At 55.7% G+C, this 24,375-nt stretch carries 21 protein-coding genes and 1 riboswitch; of the genes, 13 read left to right on the top strand and 8 right to left on the bottom strand.

Features of this window, described 5'->3' with window-relative positions:
- The first annotated feature begins 65 nt into the window (after positions 1-65).
- A complete protein-coding gene (locus tag AC1RKG_RS02850) occupies positions 66-1,031 on the top strand; it encodes a DMT family transporter (RefSeq protein ID WP_020827008.1) in 966 nt (321 codons plus the stop codon).
- Between the two features lie 31 nt (positions 1,032-1,062).
- Here AC1RKG_RS02850 and fusA read toward each other — a convergent pair whose 3' ends face one another.
- From fusA to AC1RKG_RS02830, 4 genes are all read right to left on the bottom strand, one after another.
- A complete protein-coding gene (gene fusA, locus AC1RKG_RS02845; RefSeq protein ID WP_048758795.1) occupies positions 1,063-3,168 on the bottom strand; it encodes an elongation factor G in 2,106 nt (701 codons plus the stop codon).
- Between the two features lie 272 nt (positions 3,169-3,440).
- Positions 3,441-4,478, bottom strand: a complete 1,038-nt coding sequence (locus AC1RKG_RS02840; protein WP_046373473.1) for an ABC transporter ATP-binding protein — start codon at positions 4,476-4,478, stop codon at positions 3,441-3,443.
- Positions 4,475-6,058 (bottom strand): ABC transporter permease, encoded by a 1,584-nt coding sequence (locus AC1RKG_RS02835; RefSeq protein ID WP_261447510.1) that lies wholly within the window; start codon positions 6,056-6,058, stop codon positions 4,475-4,477. The genes AC1RKG_RS02840 and AC1RKG_RS02835 overlap by 4 nt, the downstream gene beginning before the upstream one ends.
- Before the next feature lie 34 nt (positions 6,059-6,092).
- Positions 6,093-7,109 (bottom strand): iron ABC transporter substrate-binding protein, encoded by a 1,017-nt coding sequence (locus tag AC1RKG_RS02830; protein WP_020827004.1) that lies wholly within the window; start codon positions 7,107-7,109, stop codon positions 6,093-6,095.
- 516 nt (positions 7,110-7,625) lie between these two features.
- On the opposite strand from AC1RKG_RS02830, the gene AC1RKG_RS02825 reads away from it, so the two are divergent.
- The 5 genes from AC1RKG_RS02825 to AC1RKG_RS02805 all read left to right on the top strand — a co-directional run bounded on the left by AC1RKG_RS02825 (position 7,626) and on the right by AC1RKG_RS02805 (position 12,639).
- Positions 7,626-9,290: an ABC transporter substrate-binding protein gene (locus AC1RKG_RS02825; protein WP_493181964.1), complete on the top strand. Its 1,665-nt coding sequence runs from the start codon at positions 7,626-7,628 to the stop codon at positions 9,288-9,290.
- Positions 9,291-9,436: 146 nt separating this feature from the next.
- Positions 9,437-9,610, top strand: a riboswitch (M-box (ykoK) riboswitch).
- Between the two features lie 72 nt (positions 9,611-9,682).
- Positions 9,683-10,705: a magnesium transporter gene (locus tag AC1RKG_RS02820; protein ID WP_493182071.1), complete on the top strand. Its 1,023-nt coding sequence runs from the start codon at positions 9,683-9,685 to the stop codon at positions 10,703-10,705.
- A 142-nt stretch (positions 10,706-10,847) separates the two neighbouring features.
- Positions 10,848-10,940 (top strand): protein MgtS, encoded by a 93-nt coding sequence (gene mgtS / locus AC1RKG_RS02815; protein ID WP_020827001.1) that lies wholly within the window; start codon positions 10,848-10,850, stop codon positions 10,938-10,940.
- Between the two features lie 110 nt (positions 10,941-11,050).
- Positions 11,051-11,230 (top strand): hypothetical protein, encoded by a 180-nt coding sequence (locus AC1RKG_RS02810; RefSeq protein WP_020827000.1) that lies wholly within the window; start codon positions 11,051-11,053, stop codon positions 11,228-11,230.
- Between the two features lie 26 nt (positions 11,231-11,256).
- The gene (locus AC1RKG_RS02805) at positions 11,257-12,639 is read left to right on the top strand and encodes a cation diffusion facilitator family transporter (protein ID WP_041415406.1); all 1,383 of its coding nucleotides are present in this window, start codon (positions 11,257-11,259) and stop codon (positions 12,637-12,639) included.
- Between the two features lie 13 nt (positions 12,640-12,652).
- On the opposite strand, the gene AC1RKG_RS02800 is transcribed toward AC1RKG_RS02805, so the two are convergent.
- Entirely contained in the window at positions 12,653-13,105 is a 453-nt protein-coding gene (locus tag AC1RKG_RS02800) for a GNAT family N-acetyltransferase (protein ID WP_142815159.1), read from the bottom strand.
- A 45-nt stretch (positions 13,106-13,150) separates the two neighbouring features.
- Positions 13,151-14,878, bottom strand: coding sequence for an ABC-F family ATP-binding cassette domain-containing protein (locus tag AC1RKG_RS02795; protein WP_493181961.1), 1,728 nt, complete (start codon positions 14,876-14,878; stop codon positions 13,151-13,153).
- Between the two features lie 485 nt (positions 14,879-15,363).
- On the opposite strand from AC1RKG_RS02795, the gene AC1RKG_RS02790 reads away from it, so the two are divergent.
- Both AC1RKG_RS02790 and AC1RKG_RS02785 read left to right on the top strand, forming a co-directional pair.
- Entirely contained in the window at positions 15,364-17,790 is a 2,427-nt protein-coding gene (locus AC1RKG_RS02790) for a DUF3772 domain-containing protein (protein WP_020826996.1), read from the top strand.
- The gene (locus AC1RKG_RS02785) at positions 17,791-18,117 is read left to right on the top strand and encodes a rhodanese-like domain-containing protein (protein ID WP_493182069.1); all 327 of its coding nucleotides are present in this window, start codon (positions 17,791-17,793) and stop codon (positions 18,115-18,117) included. It begins immediately after the preceding gene.
- A gap of 21 nt (positions 18,118-18,138) precedes the next feature.
- Here the strand turns inward: AC1RKG_RS02785 and AC1RKG_RS02780 are convergent, their stop codons facing one another.
- Positions 18,139-18,312 carry a hypothetical protein gene (locus tag AC1RKG_RS02780; protein ID WP_165366486.1) on the bottom strand — a complete coding sequence of 58 codons (174 nt, stop codon included), beginning with the start codon at positions 18,310-18,312 and terminating at the stop codon, positions 18,139-18,141.
- 174 nt (positions 18,313-18,486) lie between these two features.
- Between AC1RKG_RS02780 and AC1RKG_RS02775 the strand changes: the two genes are divergently transcribed.
- Complete coding sequence (locus AC1RKG_RS02775; RefSeq protein ID WP_493181960.1) at positions 18,487-18,756, top strand: PTS sugar transporter subunit IIB; 270 nt, start codon at positions 18,487-18,489, stop codon at positions 18,754-18,756.
- Here AC1RKG_RS02775 and AC1RKG_RS02770 read toward each other — a convergent pair whose 3' ends face one another.
- Positions 18,757-19,692, bottom strand: a complete 936-nt coding sequence (locus tag AC1RKG_RS02770) for a LysR family transcriptional regulator (RefSeq protein ID WP_048758812.1) — start codon at positions 19,690-19,692, stop codon at positions 18,757-18,759.
- Positions 19,693-19,815: 123 nt separating this feature from the next.
- On the opposite strand from AC1RKG_RS02770, the gene AC1RKG_RS02765 reads away from it, so the two are divergent.
- The 4 genes from AC1RKG_RS02765 to AC1RKG_RS02750 are packed head-to-tail and all read left to right on the top strand — an operon-like array spanning position 19,816 to position 24,346.
- Positions 19,816-21,081 (top strand): ABC transporter substrate-binding protein, encoded by a 1,266-nt coding sequence (locus AC1RKG_RS02765; protein WP_493181958.1) that lies wholly within the window; start codon positions 19,816-19,818, stop codon positions 21,079-21,081.
- 33 nt (positions 21,082-21,114) lie between these two features.
- The gene (locus tag AC1RKG_RS02760) at positions 21,115-22,110 is read left to right on the top strand and encodes a carbohydrate ABC transporter permease (RefSeq protein WP_020826989.1); all 996 of its coding nucleotides are present in this window, start codon (positions 21,115-21,117) and stop codon (positions 22,108-22,110) included.
- Positions 22,107-22,952, top strand: coding sequence for a carbohydrate ABC transporter permease (locus tag AC1RKG_RS02755; RefSeq protein ID WP_020826988.1), 846 nt, complete (start codon positions 22,107-22,109; stop codon positions 22,950-22,952). Before AC1RKG_RS02760 ends, AC1RKG_RS02755 begins: the two co-directional genes overlap by 4 nt.
- A 32-nt stretch (positions 22,953-22,984) precedes the next feature.
- The gene (locus AC1RKG_RS02750) at positions 22,985-24,346 is read left to right on the top strand and encodes a family 4 glycosyl hydrolase (protein ID WP_046373481.1); all 1,362 of its coding nucleotides are present in this window, start codon (positions 22,985-22,987) and stop codon (positions 24,344-24,346) included.
- Positions 24,347-24,375 lie beyond the last annotated feature (29 nt).

Raw genomic sequence — 24,375 nt, 5'->3', positions numbered from 1 at the left:
AGGCTGACCCCCAAGTATTTAATCACGGGTCCGCATTGCCGTTCCCGGTTGTTGATGGAGTCATTATGTTTGTCGGCGTGTTATTTGCCTTGTCTGCCGGGCTGATGTGGGGGCTGATTTTTGTCGGCCCGGTGTTAATCCCTGAATACCCGGCGGCGTTGCAGTCGACCGGGCGTTATCTGGCCTTTGGGCTGATTGCCTTGCCGTTGGCGTGGTTTGATCGTCATCGTCTGAAAAAGTTACATCGTCACGATTGGCTGGAGGCGTTAAAGCTGACGGCGATTGGCAACCTGCTGTATTACCTGTGCCTGGCGAGTGCCATTCAACGTACTGGAGCGCCGGTTTCTACCATGATTATCGGTACGTTGCCGGTGGTCATTTCGGTGACCGCCAACCTGTTTTACAGCCAGCACGATGGCCGACTTTCCTGGCGTAAACTGACGCCGGCGCTGGTGCTGATTGCCTGCGGTCTGGCATTGGTCAACGTTGCCGAACTGCAGGGCAATACGGCCCCGGTTGACGTCTGGCGTTATACCAGCGGCTTGGGCCTGGCGGTGTTGGCGGTGGCGTGCTGGACCTGGTTCCCATTGCGTAATGCCCGCTGGCTGCGGGAGAACCCGGGGCAAAGGTCCGCGACCTGGGCAACGGCTCAGGGGCTGGTGACGCTGCCGCTGGCACTGATCGGTTACGTGGTGGTTTGCGGTCAATTGGCTTTTACCCAGCCGGAGTTTGCGTTGCCTTTCGGACCCAGGCCTGAAGTATTTGTCCCGTTGATGATTGCCATTGGCATGTTGTGTTCGTGGATTGGCGCATTGTGCTGGAATGAGGCGAGTCAGCGCCTGCCGACGGTGTTGGTCGGGCCGCTGATCGTCTTCGAAATTCTGGCGGGGTTGGCTTACACCTTTATGCTGCGCCAGGCCTGGCCACCGCTGCTGACGTTGGGCGGTATTGCCTGCCTGATCGTGGGAGTGGTGTCTGCGATGCGGATTAAGCCACAACCGGTGGTGGTCAGTATTGGGGCCAAGGAGTAACGCCTGCCGCAGAGCGCGGCAGGCGGTAAGTTTACTTTTTGCTGTGGTGAATGATCTCTTCGGCCACGTTGCGCGGCGCTTCGGCGTAGTGGCTGAACTCCATGGTGTAGGTGGCGCGCCCCTGCGACATCGAGCGCAAGGTGGTGGAATAGCCAAACATCTCCGACAGCGGCACCTTGGCATGAATCTCCTTGCCGCCGCCGCCCGGAATATCTTCCATCCCTTGCACCAGTCCGCGGCGTGACGACAGATCGCCCATCACGCTGCCGGCGTAATCTTCCGGCGTTTCTACCTCTACCGACATAATGGGTTCGAGGATCACCGGATCCGCCTGACGGCAGGCCTCTTTAAAACCGAAGATGGCCGCCATGCGGAACGCCTGCTCCGAGGAGTCGACGTCGTGGTAAGAGCCAAAGGTCAGGTGCACTTTGACATCGACCACCTGATAGCCAGCCAGCACGCCGTTATTCAAGGCTTCCAGCACGCCTTTTCTCACCGCCGGGATAAATTCGCCCGGGATCACGCCGCCTTTGATTTCATCGAAAAATTCAAAGCCCTTGCCCGGCTCATTGGGTTCCACCGTCAATACCACGTGGCCGTACTGGCCTTTACCGCCGGACTGGCGCACGAACTTGCCTTCCACGTCGGTCACGCGCTTGCGGATAGTTTCGCGGTAAGACACCTGCGGTTTGCCGGTGGTGGTCGCCACGCCAAATTCACGCCGCATGCGGTCGACGATAATTTCCAAATGCAGTTCGCCCATGCCGTAAATAATGGTCTGGCCCGACTCTTCGTCGGTACGCACGCGAAATGATGGATCCTCTGAGGAAAGGCGTTGCAGCGCGATGCCCATCCTCTCCTGATCGGCTTTGGTTTTCGGCTCAATCGCCTGAGCGATGACCGGTTCCGGGAACACCATTTTCTCCAGCGTGATAATCGCGTTGGGATCGCACAGGGTGTCGCCGGTGGTAACATCTTTTAGCCCCACGCAGGCGGCGATATCACCGGCGTGCAGCTCTTCGACATCTTTACGATCGTTGGCGTGCATTTGCACGATGCGGCCAATACGTTCTTTCTTCCCCTTCACCGGGTTGTATACGCTGCTGCCTTTGGCCAATACGCCGGAATACACTCGCACAAAGGTCAATTGGCCGACGAAGGGATCGGTCATCAGCTTGAATGCCAGCGCCGAGAACTTTTCATCGTCAGACGCGCGGCGGATCACGATATTGTCGCGCTCGTCGTGGCCTTCCATCGGTGGAACGTCAAGCGGCGAGGGCATCAGCTCAATCACCGCGTCCAGCATGCGTTGCACCCCTTTGTTGCGGAATGCGGAACCGCACAGCATCGGCTGAATTTCGCCGGCCACGGTGCGCAGGCGCAGGCCGCGAACGATCTCTTCTTCGCTTAGCGGTACCTGATTAAGGTACTTGTCCATCAGCTCTTCCGAGCCTTCGGCAGCAGCTTCGACCATTTTATCCCGCCATTCCTGTGCCGATTCACGCAGTTCCGCCGGGATCTCTTCAAAGCTGAAACTCATGCCCTGGGTCGCTTCGTCCCACAGGATTGCTTTCATGGTCACCAAGTCCACCACGCCGGTGAAGTGGTCTTCAGCGCCAATGGGTATGACGATCGGTACCGGATTGGCCTTAAGGCGCTCGATCATCATTTTGCGCACGCGGAAAAAGTCAGCGCCCACGCGGTCCATTTTGTTGACGAACGCCAGCCGCGGCACCTTGTATTTATTGGCCTGGCGCCAGACGGTTTCCGACTGCGGCTGTACGCCACCCACCGAGTCGTAGACCATGACCGCGCCATCGAGCACGCGCATCGAACGTTCGACCTCAATGGTAAAGTCTACGTGCCCGGGGGTGTCGATAATATTGATGCGGTGCTGCGGATAATTATGCTGCATGCCGTTCCAGAAACAGGTCGTCGCCGCCGAAGTAATGGTAATGCCGCGTTCCTGCTCCTGCGCCATCCAGTCCATGGTGGCGGCGCCGTCGTGCACTTCGCCCAGCTTGTGACTGACCCCGGTGTAAAACAGAATCCGCTCGGTGGTGGTGGTTTTGCCGGCATCGATATGCGCCGAGATGCCGATATTGCGGTAGCGTTCGAGGGGGGTAGTACGTGACATAATTAACCTTTCTTAGCCGCATCAAAGAAGGGCGGCTTTAAGCAGCATGAATAATTATGATAATCCTCTGTGGGTTATCTCCGGACGGGTGAATGCTTGCACCGGTCACAAACTAATCGTAGTTGATGAAAGGGTTTTTACTCAACGATGGCTGCGATAGGTTTTATCGTTAAGCGAGTTGAGTGAGACGCCAGGGTACTGCAACGCGAAGGCCAGGTTCGGGGGATACCGATGCCTGTTCTGCAGGCACCGGTTTGACTGAGATGCAGGTATTACCCGGCAAAAATATGTGCCTGACCGATGATATTCAGATTGACCAGGGTACCGGCGCGAAGGCCTTCGCGGCTGACGGTTTTAAGCTCAATCGTGGCGTCGTTGTTGGCCATACGCAAATTCAGGGTGGAGACAAAACCGGCGAAATCGATGTGGGTCACTACCGCCTGGCTGGAGTGTTGCGACTCGGACTGACTGATTTGGATTTGCTCCGGCCGCAGCATGATGCGGGCAGGCCCACGGCGGCTACAGTCGTCCACGGCAATCCGCCCCAACGCGCACTGGGCCCAACCCTGTTCCAGATCGGCGGAGAGCACCAGCGTCTCACCTAAAAATGTGGCGGTGGGTTCGTCGACCGGCCGTAGATAAAGATCCTGCGGCGGCCCAACCTGTGCCAGACGGCCATTGCGCATCACCGCCACCTGATCGGCAAACGACAACGCTTCAGTCTGATCGTGGGTCACCAAAATAGACGCCACTTTGGCTTCGGCCAGCAGCTCTGCCACCGCTTTGCGGGTCGCGGCACGCAAGCCAGTATCCAGCGCGGAGAAGGGTTCATCCAGCAACATCAATTTCGGCTGCTGTGAGAGTGCCCGGGCCAACGCCACACGTTGCTGTTGCCCGCCAGAAAGCTCGTGGGGCCACAGTGCACCCAGGCGACGATCCAGCGCCACCATGTCCATCAGCGCATCTATACGCAGCTGCTTGTCGCGCTTGCTGCCCTTCAGGCCAAAACCGATATTGCCGGCCACGGTGAAGTGCGGAAACAGCGCGCCATCTTGCGGGACAAAACCAATGCCCCGCAGGTGCGCTGGCACCCAGCCGCTGCCATTGTCCATCGAATGGCCCTGCAACATCACCCGACCGCTGTCCGGTATTTCGAAGCCGGCGATGATGCGCAGCAGGGTGGTTTTCCCCGAGCCGGAAGGGCCGACAATCGCGGTGCGGCTGCCCGGGGCAACCTGCAAATCAACATGCTCCAGCACCTTGATCGCGTTATAGGACTTACCGATGCCTTGTAGTTCAAGCGTGCTCATAATCCCGCCGTGCGTTTGGATTGAGAATAAAGAAGCCAGGTCAGTGGCAGTGATAACACCACCATAATCAGCGCGTAAGGGGCCGCCGCCACATAGTCGATCTCGCTGGTCAGCGCCCAGAAAGCGGTAGCTAACGTGCGGGTGCCGTTGGGGGCCAGCAGCAGGGTGGCAGTCAATTCGTTGGAGATGGCCAGAAACACCAGTGCCGCACCGGCGGCCGCGCCGGGAGCTGCCAGTCGCAGCGTGGTGCTCCACAGCGCCTGCGCCGGGGATCGGCCGAGACTGCGCGCTACATTTTCCAACTCTACCGGTGCCTGAGCGATGCCCGCACGCAGGTTGATCAAGGCTCGCGGCATAAACATCAGTAAATAGGCCAGCAGCAGGGTAATTTCGGTTTGATAAATTGGGCGGAAGCTGTGAATGGTGATGGTGACCAACGCCAACGCCACGACGATACCGGGCAGCGAGCTGGTGACATAATTGCAGCCTTCCAAAATCCGATACAGTCGTGCCGGATAGCGTACCGAAAGCCAGGCCATTGGGATGGCGCATAAGGTGATCAACAGCGCTCCGCTGGCCGCCAGCGACAGCGTTTGCAGCAGGGCTGGCAGCAGTTCGGTATTGCGCCAGACCTCAAATCCACCCAAGGTCAGCCAGCGGGCCAGCGTGATAAAGGGCACGCCCAGCGCCAGCGCGGTGAGTACCAAGGGCAGTAGCAGGCCGAACAGGGTAGCGGCAGGCCCAAGACGGTAAGCGTTCTGGCTGCGGGCGCTGCCGGAACCGACGCGAGCATAGCGTGCTCGGCCTCGACTGCCGGCTTCCAGCAGCAACAGCACCAGGCAGCAAATCACCAGTACCCCGGCCAGCATATTGGCCGCCGGGCCGTTAAAAGTGGACTGGAACTGATCGAAAATGGCGGTGGTGAAGGTATCAAAGCGGATCATCGCATACAGGCCGTATTCCGCCAGCAAATGCAAAGCGATCAACAGTGAACCGCCCCAAATCGCCAATTTCAGCTGGGGCAATACCACACGGAAAAACACCGCCAGCGGGCGGGTGCCCAGCGAAGTGGCGACGTCTTCAATACCGGGATCAAGCCGGCGCAGTACTGCGGCCGCCGGCAAGTAAATAAACGGGAAGTAGGCAATGACCGAAATAAAGACCCCTGCGCCCAAGCCATGCATCGAAGGTACCAGGCTTATCCAGGCGTAGCTTTGCACAAAGGCGGGCACCGCCAGCGGTGCGGTTGCTAACAGTGACCAGATACGCCGTCCGGGCAAGGTGGTACGCTCGGTCAACCAGGCCAACGCCACCCCAAGAACGGCACAAATCGGCAGTGTGAAGACCACCAGCAACAGAGTATTAAGCAGCAGTTCGGCCACCCGGGGGCGAAAAACCAGAGCTTTCACCGTCGGCCAACCGGTTTCAAACGCCACGCTAATGACAAACCCCAACGGCAACAGTGCCAGCAGGGAGAGTAAAATGGCGACCGCCACGATAAACAGCCCCGGCCGCTGATGGCGTCGGGCTGAAGCGTAACGTGGCGCTGCACCGGCAGCGTTGAAACCTATATTCGACATAGGGCTAAAAGCTCTCTTTACGGACAAGACTGGCTTACAACAAACCGGCTTCGGTCATCAATTCGACGACTTTTTTGCCGTTCAGCGCGGAGGCGTCAACTTTAGGCGCGTCCAGCTCTTTCAGCGGTACCAGTTTCGGGTTGGAGGCTGCGTTAACGCCCACGGCATATTCGAACGCATTATTGGTACGCAGGATCTCCTGGCCGTTTTTACCGGTGATCCACTTCACGAACGCCTGAGCCTGCTGCTGGTGTTTGCTTGAGGCCAACACGCCGCCACCGGAGATGCTGACAAAAGCACCTGGATCCTGGTGTTTGAAGTAGTAGAGCTTGATATTTTTACTGTTCTCGCCGGTCTTGGCACCGTCGACAAAGGGATAATAGTGATAGATGACACCGCTGTCGATTTGGCCGGCATTCACCGCTTTCATCACGGTGCTGTTGCCTTTGTAAGCGGTGAAGTTGGTTTTCATCGCTTTCAGCCATTCCAGGGTGGCTTTCTCGCCTTTTAGCTCCAGCAAGGCGCTGACGATCGCCTGGAAATCCGCACCTGAAGGTGAGGCAGCCCAGCGGCCTTTCCATTCCGGCTTGGCCAGATCCAGCAGTGATTTCGGCAATTGCGCTTCGGTCAACTTAGCCGGGTTGTAGACGAACACCGTTGAGCGGGCAGCAATGCCTATCCAACGGCCATGCTGTGGACGGTACTGCGGTTCAACCTGGGCCAGGGTAGTGGCGTCCAGGGGCGCAAACAGTTTGGCGTTATCCACCAACACCATCGCCGGGGAGTTTTCCGTCAGAAAAACGTCGGCGGGGGATGCACTCCCTTCTTGCACCAGTTGATTACCCAACTCACTGTCGCCACCATTACGCAGGGTCACTTTAATGCCGGTGTCTTTAGTAAAACCGTCCACCCAGGATTTCACCAGGTTTTCATGCTGGGCGTTATAAATAACGATACCTTCATCCTGAGATGCGGCATTGGCGGAAAACGCCAGCATCATGGACGACGCCAACAGGGCAATGGGGCCGAGAGAAGTGAAACGCAGCTTCATACAGTCATCCTTTTTATTGAGAGAGTGCAGAGAAGAAAAGCGAATGAATAAGGCCTGACGAATGCCGGGCAGCCCTGATTGTATATAAGAACATTAATAATGATAGTGAAAACGATTCGTATTAATTTATTTTTATAAATTGCTCACTAATTATCTTGTCTTAAGGAAAAATTAAGCTTGAGTATTATTGATTCTTTTATTCGCTAATTCATCAGTATTTATAATGCGTTAATCGATTGGCAGTGCAATGAAACCAATAACCTCGCTGTTTGGCCTGTCATCTCCGCTGTCGGTGCAACTGCACTCAGAACCACGAGTGACGCCGTTTAATGCATTCAACCATCGCCATTAAGTGTTGGCCGGATAGCCGTTAACATTGCTTCAGTCCTGGTGAAAAACAGACTCATCAGGATGGCGAGTAGGAGTTTGATAATGAAAGAAATTCATGTTGTTTCACCCCAGTTATTTTGGTTATGAGTCATAGCGTTTAATGATTTAATTTATTCAACTGCTTCGATGAATATAGGCGTCGACAAAACACCAATAAGGGATAACGACGTGACATATTCATTCAAGCTTAAGGGATTGGCTGGTCTAATCATCTTGTCTTTTCAGGCTGGCATGGCGGTGCAGGCCGCCGAGGTGCCTGCAGGCGTTCAACTGGCCGCCAAACAGGAGCTGGTGCGGGCCAATGGTTACGAGCCGGCTACGCTGGATCCGAACCTGGCGGAAAGCAACGTGGAATTTTATATCTTCAATGACCTGTTTGAAGGGCTGCTGCGGGTGGGAAAAAATGGCGAGGTGATCCCCGCATTGGCCACCAAGTGGGAAACTAAGGGGACTGTCTGGACCTTCCATCTGCGTCCAGAAGCGAAATGGTCAAATGGCGATCCGGTGACCGCCGATGATTTCGTCTTTAGCTGGCGGCGCTTGACCGATCCCAAAACCGCTTCACCCTACGGCAGCTATCTGGCGTCGGCCTATGTATTGAATGCGGCGGAAATTAACGCCGGTAGCAAACCGCCGAGCGAACTGGGCGTGAAAGCGTTGGATGCCCATACCCTGCAGGTGACGCTGGCTGAACCTAACTCCTATTTGCTTAAACAGCTGGTGCATTTTCCGGTGCTGCCGGTAAATCGGAAAGTGGTGGAGCAATACGGCAAAAACTGGACCCAACCGCAAAACTTCGTCGGTAACGGAGCTTTCAAACTGGCGCAGTGGGTGGTGAATGAAAAAGTGGTCCTAGAGCGCAATACCCAGTATTGGGATAACGCCCACACGGTGCTCAATAAGGTGACATTCCTGCCGCTGCAAGGGTTCCCGGAAGTGGCGCGTTTTCGCGCCCGTGAGATCGAACTGGGTTACAGCGCGCCGCCAGAGTTATACCAACAGCTGAAAAAAAACCTGGGCGATGAGCAACTGGTGACTTATCCGCTGCTGTCGACCAGCTACTTTGTCTTTAATAACCGGCAGCCGCCCTTTAACGACGTGCGTGTGCGTCAGGCGCTGAATCTGGCGCTGGATAAACAGGTGATTGCCGGCAAGGTCTTGGGCTATGGTCAACAGCCGGCCTGGACCTTTACCCCAACCGGCTCCGGTGGCTTTACCTTACAGCCTGGCGTGGCGGCGGGGTGGTCGCAAGAGCAACGCATTGCCCAAGCGAAAAAGCTGCTGGCGGAAGCCGGTTTTAACGCGCAGCATCCGTTACGTTTCACTCTGCTGTACAGCAACGACGCCACCATCAAGAAAATTGTGATCGCCGCTAGCGCGATGTGGAAAAAGAACCTGGGAGCAGAGGTCACTTTGCAAAATCAGGAGCGCAAGGTGGTATTGGACAATATCAACAACGGTCAATACAGTGCGGCGTTCAGCCGTTGGTTGGCGGATTACAACGATCCTTCCACTTTCCTGAATGTATTCCGCTCTACCAGCAGCGAGAACTCGGCCAAATATGCCAATGAGCATTACGATCGGCTACTGCACCAGGCTACCGCGGCGCAAAGCCCGGAACAGGTGCAGCAGGCCTTCCAGCAGGCAGAAGATGTGTTGGCGGTGGATACGCCGGTGGCACCGGTGTACTACGAGGCTAACGCCACGCTGGTCAAACCCTATGTGAAAGGCATCGACTTTACCCGCCAGGGGCCGTTGTACGACAAAAACGTGTATATCCTCGCGCATTGACGGTAAATAATGTGGGTTAGGATTGTTCCGTCCCACATTTTATTATTTTTACCGAAAATGTTTTTTCTAAATGTTTCATCAACGGCAAGTCAGATTTTTGCCCATCGATTAAAAACCCTGCCTATACTGCCCCCCGTAGTTTATATGCAGTATCTCGTTTGGCGAGGCTCCTATACAAACACAGGTTACTGATCTGACGACATCGAGAGATGCCCAAGGTTAAGACAGGCTTTATCGGATTAAGGTTCAGCCCAAAGTAACTTCTGATTAACACATCAGATACGTTGTATAGTGCTAAAACCTGGACGCGGAGATAGGCTTTCTGCACTCCCTCTGTGGTTAACGCCCCTATGCGATTCGCTGTTGAAGTTTAAACAGAAATAGGGACTAACATAATGAAGTTACATCAAAATTACCTCTCACCGGCGCTGGCCCATGCTGAAACTCAAGACGAGTCTTCGATTGCGAGCTATATGAACGCCGATTTTATTACCGTTCCCGGCAATATGACGGTCAACAAAGCCAAGGAATATTTTCTTTCTCAGTTAAAAACGGATGAAATTCCCGCTCAGCTGTTTGTCACTGCTGATGATTATCATCTGCGCGGTACGCTGTCGGTAAAAAAATTATTGCAGTGCGAAGACGATGATAAACCCGTTGGCGTGATGATCAATCACAGCTATTTCCAGGTCTCTCCCGATGATGACCGTAATGACGTCGCCCATTTATTGGGTAAGGGCGGGCTGGACGTAGTACCGGTGGTGGTGAATAAAACGCTGGTGGGCGTGCTGGGCGAAAAAGAAATCGCCCGGCTGATTGAAGACGAAAATACCGAGGATGCGCAACGCCAGGGCGCCAGCCTGCCGCTGGACAAGCCTTATCTCGAAACCAGCCCCTGGGCATTGTGGCGCAAGCGGTCGGTGTGGTTACTGATGCTGTTTGTCGCCGAAGCCTATACCGGCAATGTGTTAAAGGCCTTTGAAGAACAGCTGGAAGCGGCGATAGCACTGGCATTCTTCATTCCGTTGCTGATCGGTACCGGCGGTAACAGCGGTACTCAAATCACTTCTACGTTGGTACGTGCCATGGCGTTGGGAGAGGTCAGCCTGCGTAACCTGGGCGCGGTGATCCGCAAAGAGGTGTCCACCTCGCTGCTGATAGCCGCTACCATCGGCATCGCAGCCTGGGCGCGCGCCTGGATCATGGGCGTGGGTATGGACGTTACTATGGTGGTCAGCCTGTCGCTGGTGGCGATTACCGTTTGGAGCGCCATTGTTTCATCCATTATCCCGATGCTGCTCAAGCGTGTGGGCATTGATCCGGCGGTAGTGTCGGCGCCGTTTATCGCCACCTTTATTGATGGTACCGGGCTGATTATCTACTTCAAAATCGCCCAGCACGTGCTGGGGATATAAAGGGGCTTCCGCTCCGTGTGGTTGCCGGAGCGGAAATTAATTCTCAGTAAACAGGAGGTGCGTAAATATTCATGAATAATGAGATTATCCACTTTTTAATTAAAGAGGCTTTTATCGACAATAATTAACCGAGGACGAAATAATGGGAAACATGATCTTCTTTGTAGGATTCCTGAGCATCATCAGCTCACTGGGCCTGTTCGCCGCCTATATGAGCTCTAAATGGGATGATTAATGAACGCTAAAGATCCGCCTGGATGCATCCTCCCCGAAGTGTTTTATTACGACGGGGAGGATGCGATTAAACTCTGACCGCCTGATGCAGCTTTGTGGAGTATAACGATAATGATTATTTCTATTCTTGGTCTGCTCTATGCCATTTTGATGATTGCCGTGGGTGTGAATGAGATTTATTTTTATTCAACCGGAAAATCAGAATTTCTGTCTAGTTTAATGCTGACATTCTCGGGTAGTATGCTGCTGGTTGCTTTTGCCTGGCAATACTCGACTAAAATAAAGAAATGAATGCCCCTTTGAATGTGAGCCGTAATATGCAAAATGAAAAACAATCCGTTGCCAGAAATTCGATGATAGCCAGCGGGCTATTGGCGACCGGGAAATTTATTGCCGGCATTTTTACCGGCAGTATTGGTCTTATTTCTGAAGGGATCCACTCTTTCACCGATTTTATTGCCACCAGTATTACCTGGCTGGCGGTGCGCATCAGCGACAAACCCGCTGATGACGACCATCATTTTGGTCATGGCAAGGTCGAAAATCTGGCCGCGCTGTTTGAAGTACTGTTGCTGTTGGGGGCTGCCGGCTGGATTGTTTACGAGGCCGGCAAAAGCCTGCTCGGGGAAGCGCATGAAATTGTCGCTGCCCCTGTGGTCATTGCGGTGCTGTTGATCTCGATTGTGGTCGATTTTTTCCGCGTCAGGGCGCTGAATCGCGTGGCAAAGGCCACTGACAGTGCGGCGTTGGAGGCCGATGCGCTGCATTTCTTCTCAGATATGTTGGCTTCCGCCGTGGTGCTGTTGGGCATGGTGTTCGTCATGCTCGGCTTCAATCGTGCAGACGCCATCGCGGCGTTGATCGTAGCCTGTTTTATTGTGGTCGCGGCGGTGAAACTGGGGAAACGTTCATTCGATTCGCTGATGGATACCGCGCCTGCCGGTGCCAAGGAAGAAATCGATGCCTTGCTCCAGAGTTTCCCCGCAATACTGGCCACCGAGAATATTCGCATCCGCAACGCCGGTGCCATGTTGTTCATTGAGGTCACCGTCGCCGTGTGCCGCACCTTGCCGCTGGAGCGTATCAACGCGCTGAAAAAGTCGATTGCCGAACGTCTGGAACGGCAATATGCCAATGCCGAAGCCACGGTGATTGCCAACCCGCAAACCCGCAGCGACGAAGACATGGCGACCCGTATCCGGGTGATCGCCGCCAACCACGGGGCGGTGGTACAAAATTTGGCCCTGCAACAGCTGCCGGAACGCATGTCGATCAGTCTGGATCTGGCCGTACCTGCCAGCGCCAGCGTGGCACAGGCTCACGATATCGCCAGTGAGATTGAAACCTTGCTGCGCGAGGCGATTGGCGAGGAGACTGAAATTGAAACTCATCTTGAACCGCAGACGCACCACTGGATAGCCAGTGAAGATGTTGCGCCGGAAGAGCTGGCGCACATTCGTCAGATCCTGCATGTGGCGGTAGAGAACGGTGAAATGGTGCAGGATGTGCATAACATACGCGCACGCAAAACTGCGAACGGCATTATCGTTAACTTTCACTGCCGGGTTTCCCCGGCGGCCTCTATTGTGTCCGCGCATGCTGCGGTAGACAGCATCGAACGCCAGTTACGCGCACTTTATCCCAGCATATCGCGGGCAGTAGGGCACGTGGAGCCGATTAAGCCTAAACCCGGCATCTAGTTTCTGGTGCTTATCACTGGGCGCTGCCGACGGAAAATGACAGCGCCCAGTGAGGTCGGATCCCCGGTTTTTCAACCCAGGCCCGGTAAGCCGTCGGTGGTACCACCGACAGCCAAAAGGCGAGGCCGCCTGGATTGTCTGCCAGCACCGACAGCTGCCAACGACCGGGATGCAGGGCAAACAGTGCCTGCACGGCACTTTTGCCTATACCGTATTTTCGCCAGGGTTTGGCGACATAAAACTCCGCCATTTCCATAGTGGTAGCTGGCAGCAGCGTTCTGACCAAGGCAAATCCCACCGGTTGTGCCTGGTTTACTATCAGATACGGGTACCTGCCGTTTTCATGCCAATAGCGAGCCAGGTGTGGATAGTCAGTATCCGCAGCCAGCTCCCGCAAATAGTTGGGCAGCATCGCCGCCAGCAAGGGTTGCTCCTCACGGGTTGCCAACCTGAGATGAATATTCATACCACCTCCCTACGAAAAAGGCCGCCCGCAGGCGGCCTGTACAGGTTAGTCCAGATTTAACTGTGCGGTAATGGTCGCGATTTCACTTCGCCATTGCTGCTGCAGCTGCACTTTTTGATGCTTGGGTTTACGCGCCAGATCTTCTTGCAGTTTGCTTTCCAGTTCAAACAGCGCGGCCAACAGTCGCTCCTCGTCTGCATGCTGCAATTCGCGACTGGCAGGCTGCTGGGACGAGGTGGTCATTGGCGCGGCCTCCGTCGCTTGTGCCAATCGGTGGTAGATAGGCTCCAGATCCTGCCACTCTTCCAGCCTTTGCTGGTCAATCAACCAGAAGCGGTTACAGCTATTTTCGATCAGCATTCGGTCGTGGGTGACCAGCATCACTGCGCCTTCAAACTGACGCAGGGTCTCGGCCAGCTCTTCTTTGCCTTCCATATCCAGGTGGTTGGTCGGCTCGTCGAGCAATAACAGAGAGTAGTTGGCCAGCGTCAGCCCAACAAACAGCAGGCGCGAACGCTCGCCGCCGCTCAGGGTGCTGATGCGCTGCTGATGACGCAGGTAAGGGAACCCGGCACCAATCAGCGCCATTTTCCGCTGTTCCTCGGTCAGCGGCGCGAAATGCGACAACGCCTCGCTCAGCGTATCCTCGTCACGCAGTTGCTGCAGGCTTTGATCGTAATAGCCGATGCGGACTCGCGGGTGGAACACGGCTTCCCGTTGGTTTGGGTCTTGGTATTCGCGCCACAGATGATGTAGCAACGAAGATTTACCGCAGCCGTTACGCCCGACGATGGCGATGCGATCCCCGCTTTTAACCCGCAACGATGCAAGCCTGAACAGAACCGGAGCCTCCGCCGCCGGGCGCACGTCCAGTTGCGGCAAGGCCAGCAGGCGATCGGCATCCAGCGCCTCGCCCTTTAACCTGAGCCGCCATTGGCTGCCTGCGCTCAACGTGGTTTGCTCTTCTTTCAGCCGATCAACGCGTTTTTCCATTTGCTTGGCCTTGCGAGCCAGGTCTTCGTTATCGTAAACCCGACCCCACACGGCCAGCCGCTGGGCGCTTTTCGCCACCCGGTCGATCTCTTTCTGCTCCGCCTGACGGCGGTGTGCGTCCGCTTCATCCTGTTCCTCCAGTGCCTTGCGTGCGGCGGTACAGGGCAGGCGGAAAAACTGCAGAGTTTTATCGCGCAGGATCCAGGTGCAGTTGGTGACCTGATCCAGCAAATGCCGATCGTGAGATACCAGTACGAAGCTGCCGGACCAGTTTTGCAGAAACTGCTCCAGCCACAGCAGGGTTGGCAGGTCCAGGTGATTGCTCGGCTCATCCAGCAGCAGCAGGTCGGGTTGGCGAATCAACGCGCGCGCCAACAGCAAGCGCGTATGCTGGCCGCCGCTCAGTGTGCCCGCAGTCAGTGTCCATGACGTTGGCGCAAAGCCCAGGCTGCTTAGCAGCACTTCGCCTTGCCAGCTTTCACTGACGCGTTGGTTTTCCGGCAGTCGCGCCATGACCGCATCCAGCAGGCTGCAGTCGTGCAGAGCTTCGGGCAGGTGCTGTTCCACCCGCGCCATCAGGCACTGGTGGGCAGGGGTTACGCTGCCGGCGCTGGCGGGCAGATCGCCACTGAGGATTTTAAGCAGGGTGCTTTTACCGCAGCCGTTGTGGCCGATTAAACCGATGCGATCGCCTTTTTTCAGGCTAAAGGAAACCTCAACCAGCAGAGGGCCGAAATTGTTGTCGTAGCCGACAGATAATGCAGAAAGTAATGTGCTCATTGCTTACTCAAGAGTTACAGGCATGCGTATGCCTATCGTCAAACATCGCTGACGACAACCCGGTAAGCCGGAGGGAAGGGACTCAAATGTTAGTAAGCTTCGCTCAAGCCTGGGTTATCGCAGCACGATACCGGTAATGCTTGAGCAGCGGCAATTACTATAGAAGTGTGAGTAAAAAAACAATTCACACATCGGCATAGTAATCCTCCTTTTGTAACGTAGGTTAATGAATGAGCCGAGTATAGGGGGCTTTGGCAGGTTGCGCTAGTGTAAATTCGCAGCGTTATCAGTGCGGTAAGCGGTAATTCTTCATTGTTTTTAGTGACGTTGTCACCATGAGAATCGTGCTGAATGGGAGTAATACTGATATTTAAGCGGAGATTAAGCAGTTATCATAATCTCAGTTTATGATTAGCCAGGCGGGTCGGTGACTACCGGCCCGCCTGTTTCGTTTGTCTATCATGTAAAGGCTGAGCCCCGAATTTATGTTAAAGCCCCGTCAAATTATTCTTTTCCTGTTCCTGCTGTTTGGCTTGCAGTTGGCGCCGCTGACCAGCGTTGCCGCACAGGATGACAGCCCGGTAGCCGAAAGCCAGCCGGACCCTGCGACCGCCCTGAAAAACTACCAGAAGCAGTTGGACAGCATAAAACAGCAGGTTTCCAAAGCCAGTAACGATACCCAGCTCAGCAAGCTGAAATTGACCACTGACGATCTGGCCGCCAAGCTGGAAAAGCTGGCGGCCGACTTGCAACCGGCGCAAGAGAAGCTGCAGGCGCAACTGGACGTGTTGGGGCCGCAACCGGCGGCAGGTGCGTTGGCGGAAAACGCGGCAGTGGTACAACAGCGCAATGCCTTGAATAACAGCAAGAAGCAGCTCGACGAAGCGGTTCAACGCGCACAGGCGATGAGAGCTGGCGTACTCGACCTGGGGCAACAAATCAGTGACTTACGTCGCGTCGCGTTCAAAAGTCAGTTGGCGTTGAACACCGGTAGCGTGTTGGGCACCAAATTTTGGACGCCGGTGATAAAGCCTGCCGATGACGACGTGCAGCGCCTGGATCAGTTTAACGCCGCAATGAAACAGACTTGGGACGCCAGTTGGCAGGAAGATTCACGTTACGGCACCCTGGGTCTGTTGGTATTGGCGGTGGTTATCTGGTCGTGGGGGCGCTATTTTTCCGAGCGTTTCCTGGCGTGGGTGAGCATCCGTTATCTTCCGGACGGGCGTTTGCGCCGCAGTTTTATGGCAATCATGACCGTCACCGTCACGGTTGTTACTACCAGCATCGCGTTGAACCTGCTGTTCCTCACCTTCACACGCGTACAACCCTTACCGGTGATGCTGGAGGATTTCGCCGGGAGTTTTTATCAGTTAGGGATTTTCTGCGCGCTGATTGCCGGACTGGGGCGCGCAACGCTGTCACTTAATCGCCCTTCGTGGCGCCTTGGCACCCTGGATAATGCCGTTGCCTCAGGTCTGCGCTATTTCTCGCCGCTGTTGGCCGGGCTGGCATTGGCATTTGGTACGGTAGAACTTATTAATAATGCCGTCAGCGCCAGTTTGAGCACCACCATTTTCGGTAACGGCTTGGTTGCCGGCTTGATTGGTATGGTGTTGCTGGCGATGCCACTGCGTTCTCAGCGTATCCGCCGTCAGTTGGAACAGCAGGGCGAACACGTAGAGAAGCGCTCCACCATCAGTGGGCTTTTGCATATGAGCACCCTGGTGTGTTCAAGCGTGATCTTGCTTTCGCTGCTGATAGGGTATATCGCTTTTGCCCGTTTCCTGACCTATCAGGTGATTTGGATCGCGCTGGTGTTAATGACGTTCTATTTCCTGGTGCTGTTCGCCACTGACCTGTGCGCGGCAATCTTCTCGCCGCAAACCGCCAGTGGCAAGATGCTGAAGAAGTCGCTTAATTTTAAGGATCGCCACCTGGAGCAGATGGCGATCATCTTCACCGCCATCGCCAAGTGCTCGCTGCTGTTGTTGATGATTGTCTCGTTGTTTAACGGCTCGTTTGGCACCACGACGCCCAACTCGCTGTTGGAAAAGATCATCGCCATTCTTAGCGGCGAAGGGCTGAAACAACTGAACATTGTGCCCGGCAACCTGATCAATGCGGTGATTTGCCTGGCCATTGGCATCTATATTCTGCGAGTTACCCAGCGCTGGTTAAGCCAGGAACTGCTGCCAAAAACCATTGCAGATATCGGTATTCGTGCGTCGCTGGTGACGTTGTTCAGCAACGTGGGCTACGTGCTGTTGATCCTGATTACCCTGGCGGCGCTGGGCATCCAGTGGAACAACCTGGCCTGGATCGTCAGTGCCTTGTCGGTGGGTATCGGTTTTGGTTTGCAGGAAATCGTGAAGAACTTTATTTCCGGTTTGATTCTGTTGACCGAACGCCCGGTGAAAGTCGGCGATATGATTGGTATCGGCGGCGTAGAGGGGGACGTGCGTCGTATCAATGTGCGCGCCACCGAGATCCAGCTTAGCGATCGCTCGACGATGATCGTACCTAACTCTCAACTTATCTCTCAAAACGTGCGTAATGCCACCATGGGCAATGCGCAGGGGGTGGTAACCATTGCGCTGACCTTCCCGACGGATATCGATCCGGAGCAGGTTCGCAACATCCTGCTGAGCGCTTATCAGGAATATGAAGCCATTCTGGATGCCCCGGCGCCCTATGTGCGCTTCAGCCAGCTCGGCCCGGACGGCATTATCCTCAGCGTGACCGGTTATGTCGCCAGCCCGCGCATGGTCGGTTCAACCAAGAGCGAACTGTTGTTCAATATTCTCAAATTGCTGCGGGCGCACCGTGTCAACATGTCGAGCCCGCAGGAAGTGGTGTTTATGAAACAGCAGGCGAAAAATCTGGCCAACGAAGAAGAACAATCTTCGTAGCTGGGATTACCACAGCCCGGCGCAAAGGACAGCGCTGAGATAAAGGCCTACGCCGAACACGGCGTGGGCCTTCTGCTCGACGTACGCCCGCATGAAGAGTATGCGCTGGGGCATTTGCCGGGCGCATTGAACATTCTGTTGGAAGAGCTTGAGCGTCGATTGGCCGAGTTACCCGAAGGCCGTGAAGTGGTCGCCTATTGCCGCGGCCCTTACTGCGTGCTTTCGGTTAACGCCGTTGCTGCGCTGCGCGCCAAAGGTCGCGAGGCCCGCAGGCTGGAAGACGGATTTCCTGACTGGAAAGCGGCGGGCCTGCGTATAGAGATCTGATCGCGGCCCGCATGGCTTGCGTTAGTGCATCGTCGGTACCACTGACTGAGAGCAGTCGCTGTTGGCGCTGGCGGAGGAATTATTGCAGGTTTGTGGATCGTTATGCACCGGCGGTGGCGGCACATCCTGTGGGCCGCCCCGGCCAAGGCAGCCGGAAAGCATCAGCATCAAAAACAGGGGAATTATCGCTTTCATCTCAATTACCTCCTATCTGTACACTCCGTTAAGTATATGCCTTGTAACAGATTGAGGGCGCCGAATGATGCGTTATAGATAGGGTCTATATTGCACCGGGTGAAACCAATTTCACTTCGGCCTGCCGCCGGCTCTATGCTGTTGTTGCATAGGCAATCTTTTTCTGGAGGCACAATGGAAACACATCAGCTTGCGGCGTTGGTGCTGGCCGCCTTTGGCGGAGCGGAAAACCTGACCAAAATACGCTACTGCGCCAGCCGTATCAGGGTGGAACTGCGCGATGCCGGGCGGCTGGATCGACCGTGCATCGAAGACCTGAACGGTGTTAAAGCGCTGTTGGAGGTCGACACTCCACGTCTGACTACCGAATATCAGCTGGTGGTGGGGCCGGGCAATGCCCGACCGCTGTACCAGGCGCTGGTGGCGCTGACCGGCGAGAAGTAGCTACGACAACAGCGGGCGGATCTGTTCCAGGTGCTGCTGCATTAGTGTTTGCATCTGCACCACATGCGGGGCATCCGCCTTTTCACGCATCAGATAGATACCGACGGTGCAACGTGGTCCCGGCTGGATCAGCTGCAGGGGTTCAATGCCGTAATCCGCAAAATAACCCGCCATACAGGAGGGATAGCTCAGCAGTACCGCATCGGAATCGTTGATCATGTCTACAGCCGACATCATGGAATTGGTCGAACAAATTACCCGCTCCGCCAGATGCAGGCGGTTTCGCGCCAGCTTTTTCGGCTGCATATCTTCCACCATATGATGATAACGACTTTCATCCGGCGTCAGCTCAACACAGGGGTAGTCCAGTAGCGCATCCGGGCCCACCGTTTGTCCCAGCAGCGGGTGTCCGCGCCGCACGAACATACTGTCGGTGGTGCCAAACAGCGGCAGAAAGCTGATGCCTGCTTTAGGGTTCAGGCCCTGAATTTCATGGCCGATAAACAAGTCGATATCCCCGCCCAATAACAGGTCCATCAGGCGCAGGTGGTTGCCCAGATCGATATGGATATTCACCATCGGATGCAGCTTGCGGTAGGCATTGAAGCTGTCGCGTACAAACATATACCACCAGGCATGACCGGTGCCCATACGCAGGCTCTGCTCCTGACGTGCTTTGATAAACGCCAGTTTGATCAGCGTGTTGTCGTAGATACGCTGCATCATCTGCGCCTGCTCCAACAGCAGATCGCCGTACTCGGTGGTTTTTACCCCGGTTGAGGTTCGCTCCAGCAGCTGTACTCCGAGGTTCTCTTCCAGTTTCTTCATGTTGTGGGTCAGCGTCGGCTGGCTCAGGCAAAGTTTGTTTGCTGCATGACTCACATTTTTGAACATCGCCACTTCGATAAACTGCCGCAGAATTTTGTCCACGATCATATTTTCCACTGGTGGTATAGAAAGTTTCTATATCGTAGCGGTGAAAAACGATTTCCGCCAATGACCTGCCTTCGATAGCTTGCTCCTATGCCGGTATTCCCAGCCGCCACCAGAGAGGATGCAATGAGAAGATTGATACCGAGTATGGTTGCCGCCGCACTGGCGTTGATGTCCGGGCAAGTATTGGCCGACACGTTGCGTATGCAATGCGCGCCAAGCAAAGAAGGGCGCCAATACTGCAACGAGATCAAACAGCGCTTTGAGGCTCAGACTGGCCATACCCTGGAATTTATCGACCTGCCTCCTGCCTCCGATGAAAAGCTGTCGCTGTTCCAGCAACTGTTTGCCGCCAAAGACGCCAGCGCCATCGATCTGTTTCAGGCCGACACCGTATGGATCGGCGTATTGAACAAACACCTGCTGGATCTGACCGACAGCGTGAGCGACATCAAACAGGATTTCTTCCCCGCCGCCTGGCAAAACAACGTGGTTAATGGCCGGGTCAAAGCGGTGCCGGCCTATCTGGACAGCGGCGCGCTCTACTACCGCAAGGATCTGCTGGAGAAATACGGTGAACAACCGCCGGAGACCTGGGCCGATCTGACCCGCGTCGCAACCTACATTCAGCAAGCTGAGCGTGCCGCCGGCCACAAAAACTTTTGGGGGCTGGTGTTTCAGGGAAAATCTTATGAGGGGCTGACCTGCAACGCCCTGGAGTGGGTAGCGTCGCAAAACGGCGGCAGTTTTATTGATGCTCAGGGCAATATCACCATTAACAACCCGCAGGCGGCGCAAGCGCTGAATATGGCCGCCGGTTGGATTGGCAAAATCACGCCGAAAGGCACGCTTGGCTACATGGAAGAAGAGTCGCGGGCGGTATTCCAAAACGGCGATGCGCTGTTTATGCGCAATTGGCCCTACGCCTACGTGCTAGCGCAGGACAGTAGCAGCGCGATCCGCGGCAAAGTGGGGGTGATGCCGTTGCCGAAAGGGGCTGACGGCCATTCGGTCAGCGCGTTGGGCGGTTGGCAGTGGGCAATCAACGGCTATACCAAACACCCCGAGGCGGCCATCGCGCTGCTGAAAATCGTCAGCGATGCCGAATCGCAAAAAAGGGCGCTGGCGTTATTGGGTCAGGCTCCTTCGCGCACCGCGCTGTACGACGATCCGCAAGTATTGGCGCAGGCGCCTTATTTGGCAGACTTCAAGGGCATATTCGCGCAGGCCATGCCGCGCCCGGCAACTCAAACCAAACGGCAATACGCGCAGGTTTCCCGAGCCATCTACAACGCCACCTTTAACGTATTGCGCGGTGACAGTGACGGTGTCACCGCCGTGGCGGATTTACAGCAGCGACTGGAACGGATCAAAGCCAGAGGATGGCGCTGAATCATCTCCCCATTAACCGCCGGAGTCTGATGCATGAAACGCGATACGCACGCTTTATCCCTGACGGCTACCCCTGATGAGTCAGCCCAGGTGCTGCCGGCCAGGCGCAGCAAGCTTAATCACCAGCAGCGGCGCAGCCGCATCGCCTGGTTACTGGTGGCGCCGGCGATGTTGCTGCTGGCGGTGGTAGCCGGCTGGCCGCTGCTGCGCACCCTGTTTTACAGCTTTACCGACGCCATGCTGGACGCGCCGGACGATTATCGGTTTGTCGGCTTCGCCAACTATCTGGATCTGACCGAGGGTGGCCACCATTACGGGGTGTTGGCGGATCCGCTTTGGTGGCTGGCGGTAGGCAACACGCTGCGCTTCAGTTTGCTGTCGGTATCGCTGGAACTGGTGTTCGGCATGCTGCTGGCGCTGCTGATGAATCAAAAATTCCGCGGCCAGGGGCTGGTGCGCACCGCCATTTTGGTGCCCTGGGCCATTCCGACCATCGTGTCCGCCAAAATGTGGGGCTGGATGTTCCACGATCAGTACGGCGTGGTGAACGACCTGCTGCTTAAAACCGGCATTATCGCCACGCCCTTGGCCTGGGTAGCGGAGCCGGGGCTGTCAATGTGGGCGGTGGTGATTGCCGACGTGTGGAAGACCACGCCGTTTATGGCCTTGATGTTGCTGGCGGCGCTGCAACTGATCCCCGGCGATCTGTATGAGGCCGCCCGCGTCGACGGTGCCAATGCCTGGCAACGGTTCCGCCGCATCACCTTGCCGTTGATTATGCCGGCAATGATCGTCGCGCTGATTTTCCGGGTGATGGATGCGCTACGGGTGTTTGATCTGATTTACGTGCTGACTTCCAACAGCGAAGCCACGGTATCGGTGTCCGGTTACGCCCGGGATCGCATGGTCAGCTATCAGGAAATGGGCTCCGGCTCTGCCGCATCGGTACTGGTCTTTATGATGGTGGCGGGGATCGCCGCTTGCTTCCTTACGCTGGGCCGCCTGAACGACAAGGAGAAACAAGCATGAAACTGAGCCGCCAACAGCAGAAATATGGCCATAAAACGCTGATCTTCGCCGCGGCCGCCTTGGCCAGTGTGATCTGCCTGTTTCCGTTCTACTACGCGCTGATCACCTCGTTGCGTTCCGGGCAGGATCTGTTCCAGGTTGCTTATCTGCCGGGCAATCTGCACTGGGGCAATTATCTGACCGCATTGATGGAAAATGGCATTGCCCGCAGCCTGCTGAACTCCATTGTCGTGGCGACGCTGACAGTAGGCATTTGCCTGCTGGTGTCGATCACCGCCGCTTTTGCTCTGGCGCGTATCCGTTTTCGCGGCCGTAAGTATCTGCTGTTCACCATTCTTTGCGTCTCGATGTTCCCGCAGGTGGCGGTGTTGTCCGGCATGTTTGAGTTGGTGCGTTTTATGGGGCTGTACGACTCTCTGGGCGCTCTGGTGCTGTCCTATACCACCTTCTCGCTGCCGTTTACCGTCTGGGTGCTGACCACCTTTATGAAGGCGATCCCGGCGGAGCTGGAAGAGGCGGCGATCGTCGACGGTGCCGGCACCTGGACCATCATCACCCGCATCTTCGCGCCAATTATGGGGCCCTCACTGGTGACCACCGGGCTGCTGGCCTTTATCGGCGCCTGGAATGAATTCATGTTCGCCCTGACGTTTGTCATTTCCAGCGGCAAGCGCACCGTGCCGGTCGCCATCGGCATGCTGCAGGGCGCCTCTCAGTTCGAACTTCCCTGGGGCACCATCATGGCGGCCTCGGTCATTGTCACACTGCCGATCATCGCACTGGTCCTGATATTCCAGCGTCGCATCGTCAGCGGATTAACCAACGGCGCAGTAAAAGGCTGATTTTCGATTAACCCTGAAGCAGGAGAAAAGTAATGGCTACAAAAATCGTTTTAGTGGGTGCGGGCAGTGCGCAATTCGGCTATGGCACGCTGGGGGATATCTTCCAAAGCAAAACGCTGTACGGCAGCGAGATTGTGCTGCACGACATCAATCCGTCTGCACTGGCAGTGACCGAGAAAACCGCCCGGGACTTTCTGGCTGCTGAAGATCTGCCGTTTACCGTCAGCGCCACTACCGATCGTAAAACTGCGCTGAAAGGGGCGGAGTTCGTGATTATCTCCATCGAAGTGGGTGACCGTTTCGCACTGTGGGATCTCGACTGGCAGATCCCGCAGCAATACGGCATCCAGCAGGTATACGGAGAAAACGGTGGGCCTGGCGGGCTGTTCCACTCGCTGCGGATTATTCCGCCGATCCTCGACATTTGTGCCGACGTTGCCGACATCTGTCCCAACGCCTGGATATTTAACTATTCCAACCCGATGAGCCGCATTTGCACCACCGTGCATCGTCGCTTTCCGCAGCTCAATTTTGTCGGCATGTGTCATGAAATCGCCTCACTTGAGCGCTATTTACCGGAAATGCTCGGCACGTCGTTCGAGAATCTAAACCTGCGCGCCGCCGGGCTTAACCACTTCAGCGTGTTGTTGGAGGCCAGTTACAAAGACAGCGGCAAGGATGCCTATGGCGACGTGCGCGCCAAGGCACCGGACTATTTCTCCCGCCTGCCGGGCTACAGCGATATCCTGGCGTATACCCGCACCCACGGTAAACTGGTGCAGACCGAAGGCAGCACTGAGCGTGATGCGTTGGGCGGCAAAGACAGCGCTTATCCCTGGGCTGACCGTACCCTGTTCAAGGAGATTCTGGAGAAATTCCACCACCTGCCAATCACCGGCGACAGCCACTTTGGCGAGTATATCCGCTGGGCCAGCGAGGTCAGCGATCATCGCGGCATTCTCGACTTTTACACCTTCTATCGCAATTACCTGGGGCACGTGCAGCCGAAAATCGAATTGAAGCTGAAAGAGCGCGTGGTGCCGATCATGGAAGGGATCCTGACCGATTCCGGCTATGAAGAGTCGGCGGTCAATATACCGAACCTGGGCTTTATCAAACAGCTGCCGGACTTTATTGCGGTGGAGGTGCCGGCGATTATCGATCGCAAAGGCGTGCACGGCATTAAAGTGGATATGCCGGCCGGTATCGGCGGGCTGCTCAGCAACCAGATCGCCATTCACGATTTAACCGCCGATGCGGTGATTGAAGGCTCGCGCGATCTGGTGATCCAGGCGCTGCTGGTGGATTCGGTCAACGACAAATGCCGTGCGATCCCTGAGTTGGTCGACGTGATGATCTCACGCCAGAGTCCGTGGCTTGATTATCTGAAATAAGCCGGATAGCGGGGCGCACATTGGCGCCC

It is taken from the genome of Serratia sp. GW822-FHT06D09 (assembly GCF_058799515.1).
This window is presented reverse-complemented; position numbering and strand designations above follow the sequence as displayed.

Excerpts from the sequence above, each read along its gene's own strand:
- AC1RKG_RS02760 (WP_020826989.1), top strand. The coding sequence starts at position 21,115 with ATGAAACGCGATACGCACGCTTTATCCCTGACGGCTACCCCTGATGAG.
- AC1RKG_RS02800 (WP_142815159.1), bottom strand. The coding sequence starts at position 13,105 with ATGAATATTCATCTCAGGTTGGCAACCCGTGAGGAGCAACCCTTGCTG.
- AC1RKG_RS02770 (WP_048758812.1), bottom strand. The coding sequence starts at position 19,692 with ATGATCGTGGACAAAATTCTGCGGCAGTTTATCGAAGTGGCGATGTTC.
- AC1RKG_RS02805 (WP_041415406.1), top strand. The coding sequence starts at position 11,257 with ATGCAAAATGAAAAACAATCCGTTGCCAGAAATTCGATGATAGCCAGC.
- mgtS (WP_020827001.1), top strand. The coding sequence starts at position 10,848 with ATGGGAAACATGATCTTCTTTGTAGGATTCCTGAGCATCATCAGCTCA.
- AC1RKG_RS02840 (WP_046373473.1), bottom strand. The coding sequence starts at position 4,478 with ATGAGCACGCTTGAACTACAAGGCATCGGTAAGTCCTATAACGCGATC.
- AC1RKG_RS02825 (WP_493181964.1), top strand. The coding sequence starts at position 7,626 with ATGAATATAGGCGTCGACAAAACACCAATAAGGGATAACGACGTGACA.
- AC1RKG_RS02795 (WP_493181961.1), bottom strand. The coding sequence starts at position 14,878 with ATGAGCACATTACTTTCTGCATTATCTGTCGGCTACGACAACAATTTC.
- AC1RKG_RS02775 (WP_493181960.1), top strand. The coding sequence starts at position 18,487 with ATGGAAACACATCAGCTTGCGGCGTTGGTGCTGGCCGCCTTTGGCGGA.
- AC1RKG_RS02750 (WP_046373481.1), top strand. The coding sequence starts at position 22,985 with ATGGCTACAAAAATCGTTTTAGTGGGTGCGGGCAGTGCGCAATTCGGC.
- AC1RKG_RS02830 (WP_020827004.1), bottom strand. The coding sequence starts at position 7,109 with ATGAAGCTGCGTTTCACTTCTCTCGGCCCCATTGCCCTGTTGGCGTCG.
- AC1RKG_RS02780 (WP_165366486.1), bottom strand. The coding sequence starts at position 18,312 with ATGAAAGCGATAATTCCCCTGTTTTTGATGCTGATGCTTTCCGGCTGC.
- AC1RKG_RS02810 (WP_020827000.1), top strand. The coding sequence starts at position 11,051 with ATGATTATTTCTATTCTTGGTCTGCTCTATGCCATTTTGATGATTGCC.
- fusA (WP_048758795.1), bottom strand. The coding sequence starts at position 3,168 with ATGTCACGTACTACCCCCCTCGAACGCTACCGCAATATCGGCATCTCG.
- AC1RKG_RS02835 (WP_261447510.1), bottom strand. The coding sequence starts at position 6,058 with ATGTCGAATATAGGTTTCAACGCTGCCGGTGCAGCGCCACGTTACGCT.
- AC1RKG_RS02755 (WP_020826988.1), top strand. The coding sequence starts at position 22,107 with ATGAAACTGAGCCGCCAACAGCAGAAATATGGCCATAAAACGCTGATC.
- AC1RKG_RS02765 (WP_493181958.1), top strand. The coding sequence starts at position 19,816 with ATGAGAAGATTGATACCGAGTATGGTTGCCGCCGCACTGGCGTTGATG.
- AC1RKG_RS02790 (WP_020826996.1), top strand. The coding sequence starts at position 15,364 with ATGTTAAAGCCCCGTCAAATTATTCTTTTCCTGTTCCTGCTGTTTGGC.
- AC1RKG_RS02850 (WP_020827008.1), top strand. The coding sequence starts at position 66 with ATGTTTGTCGGCGTGTTATTTGCCTTGTCTGCCGGGCTGATGTGGGGG.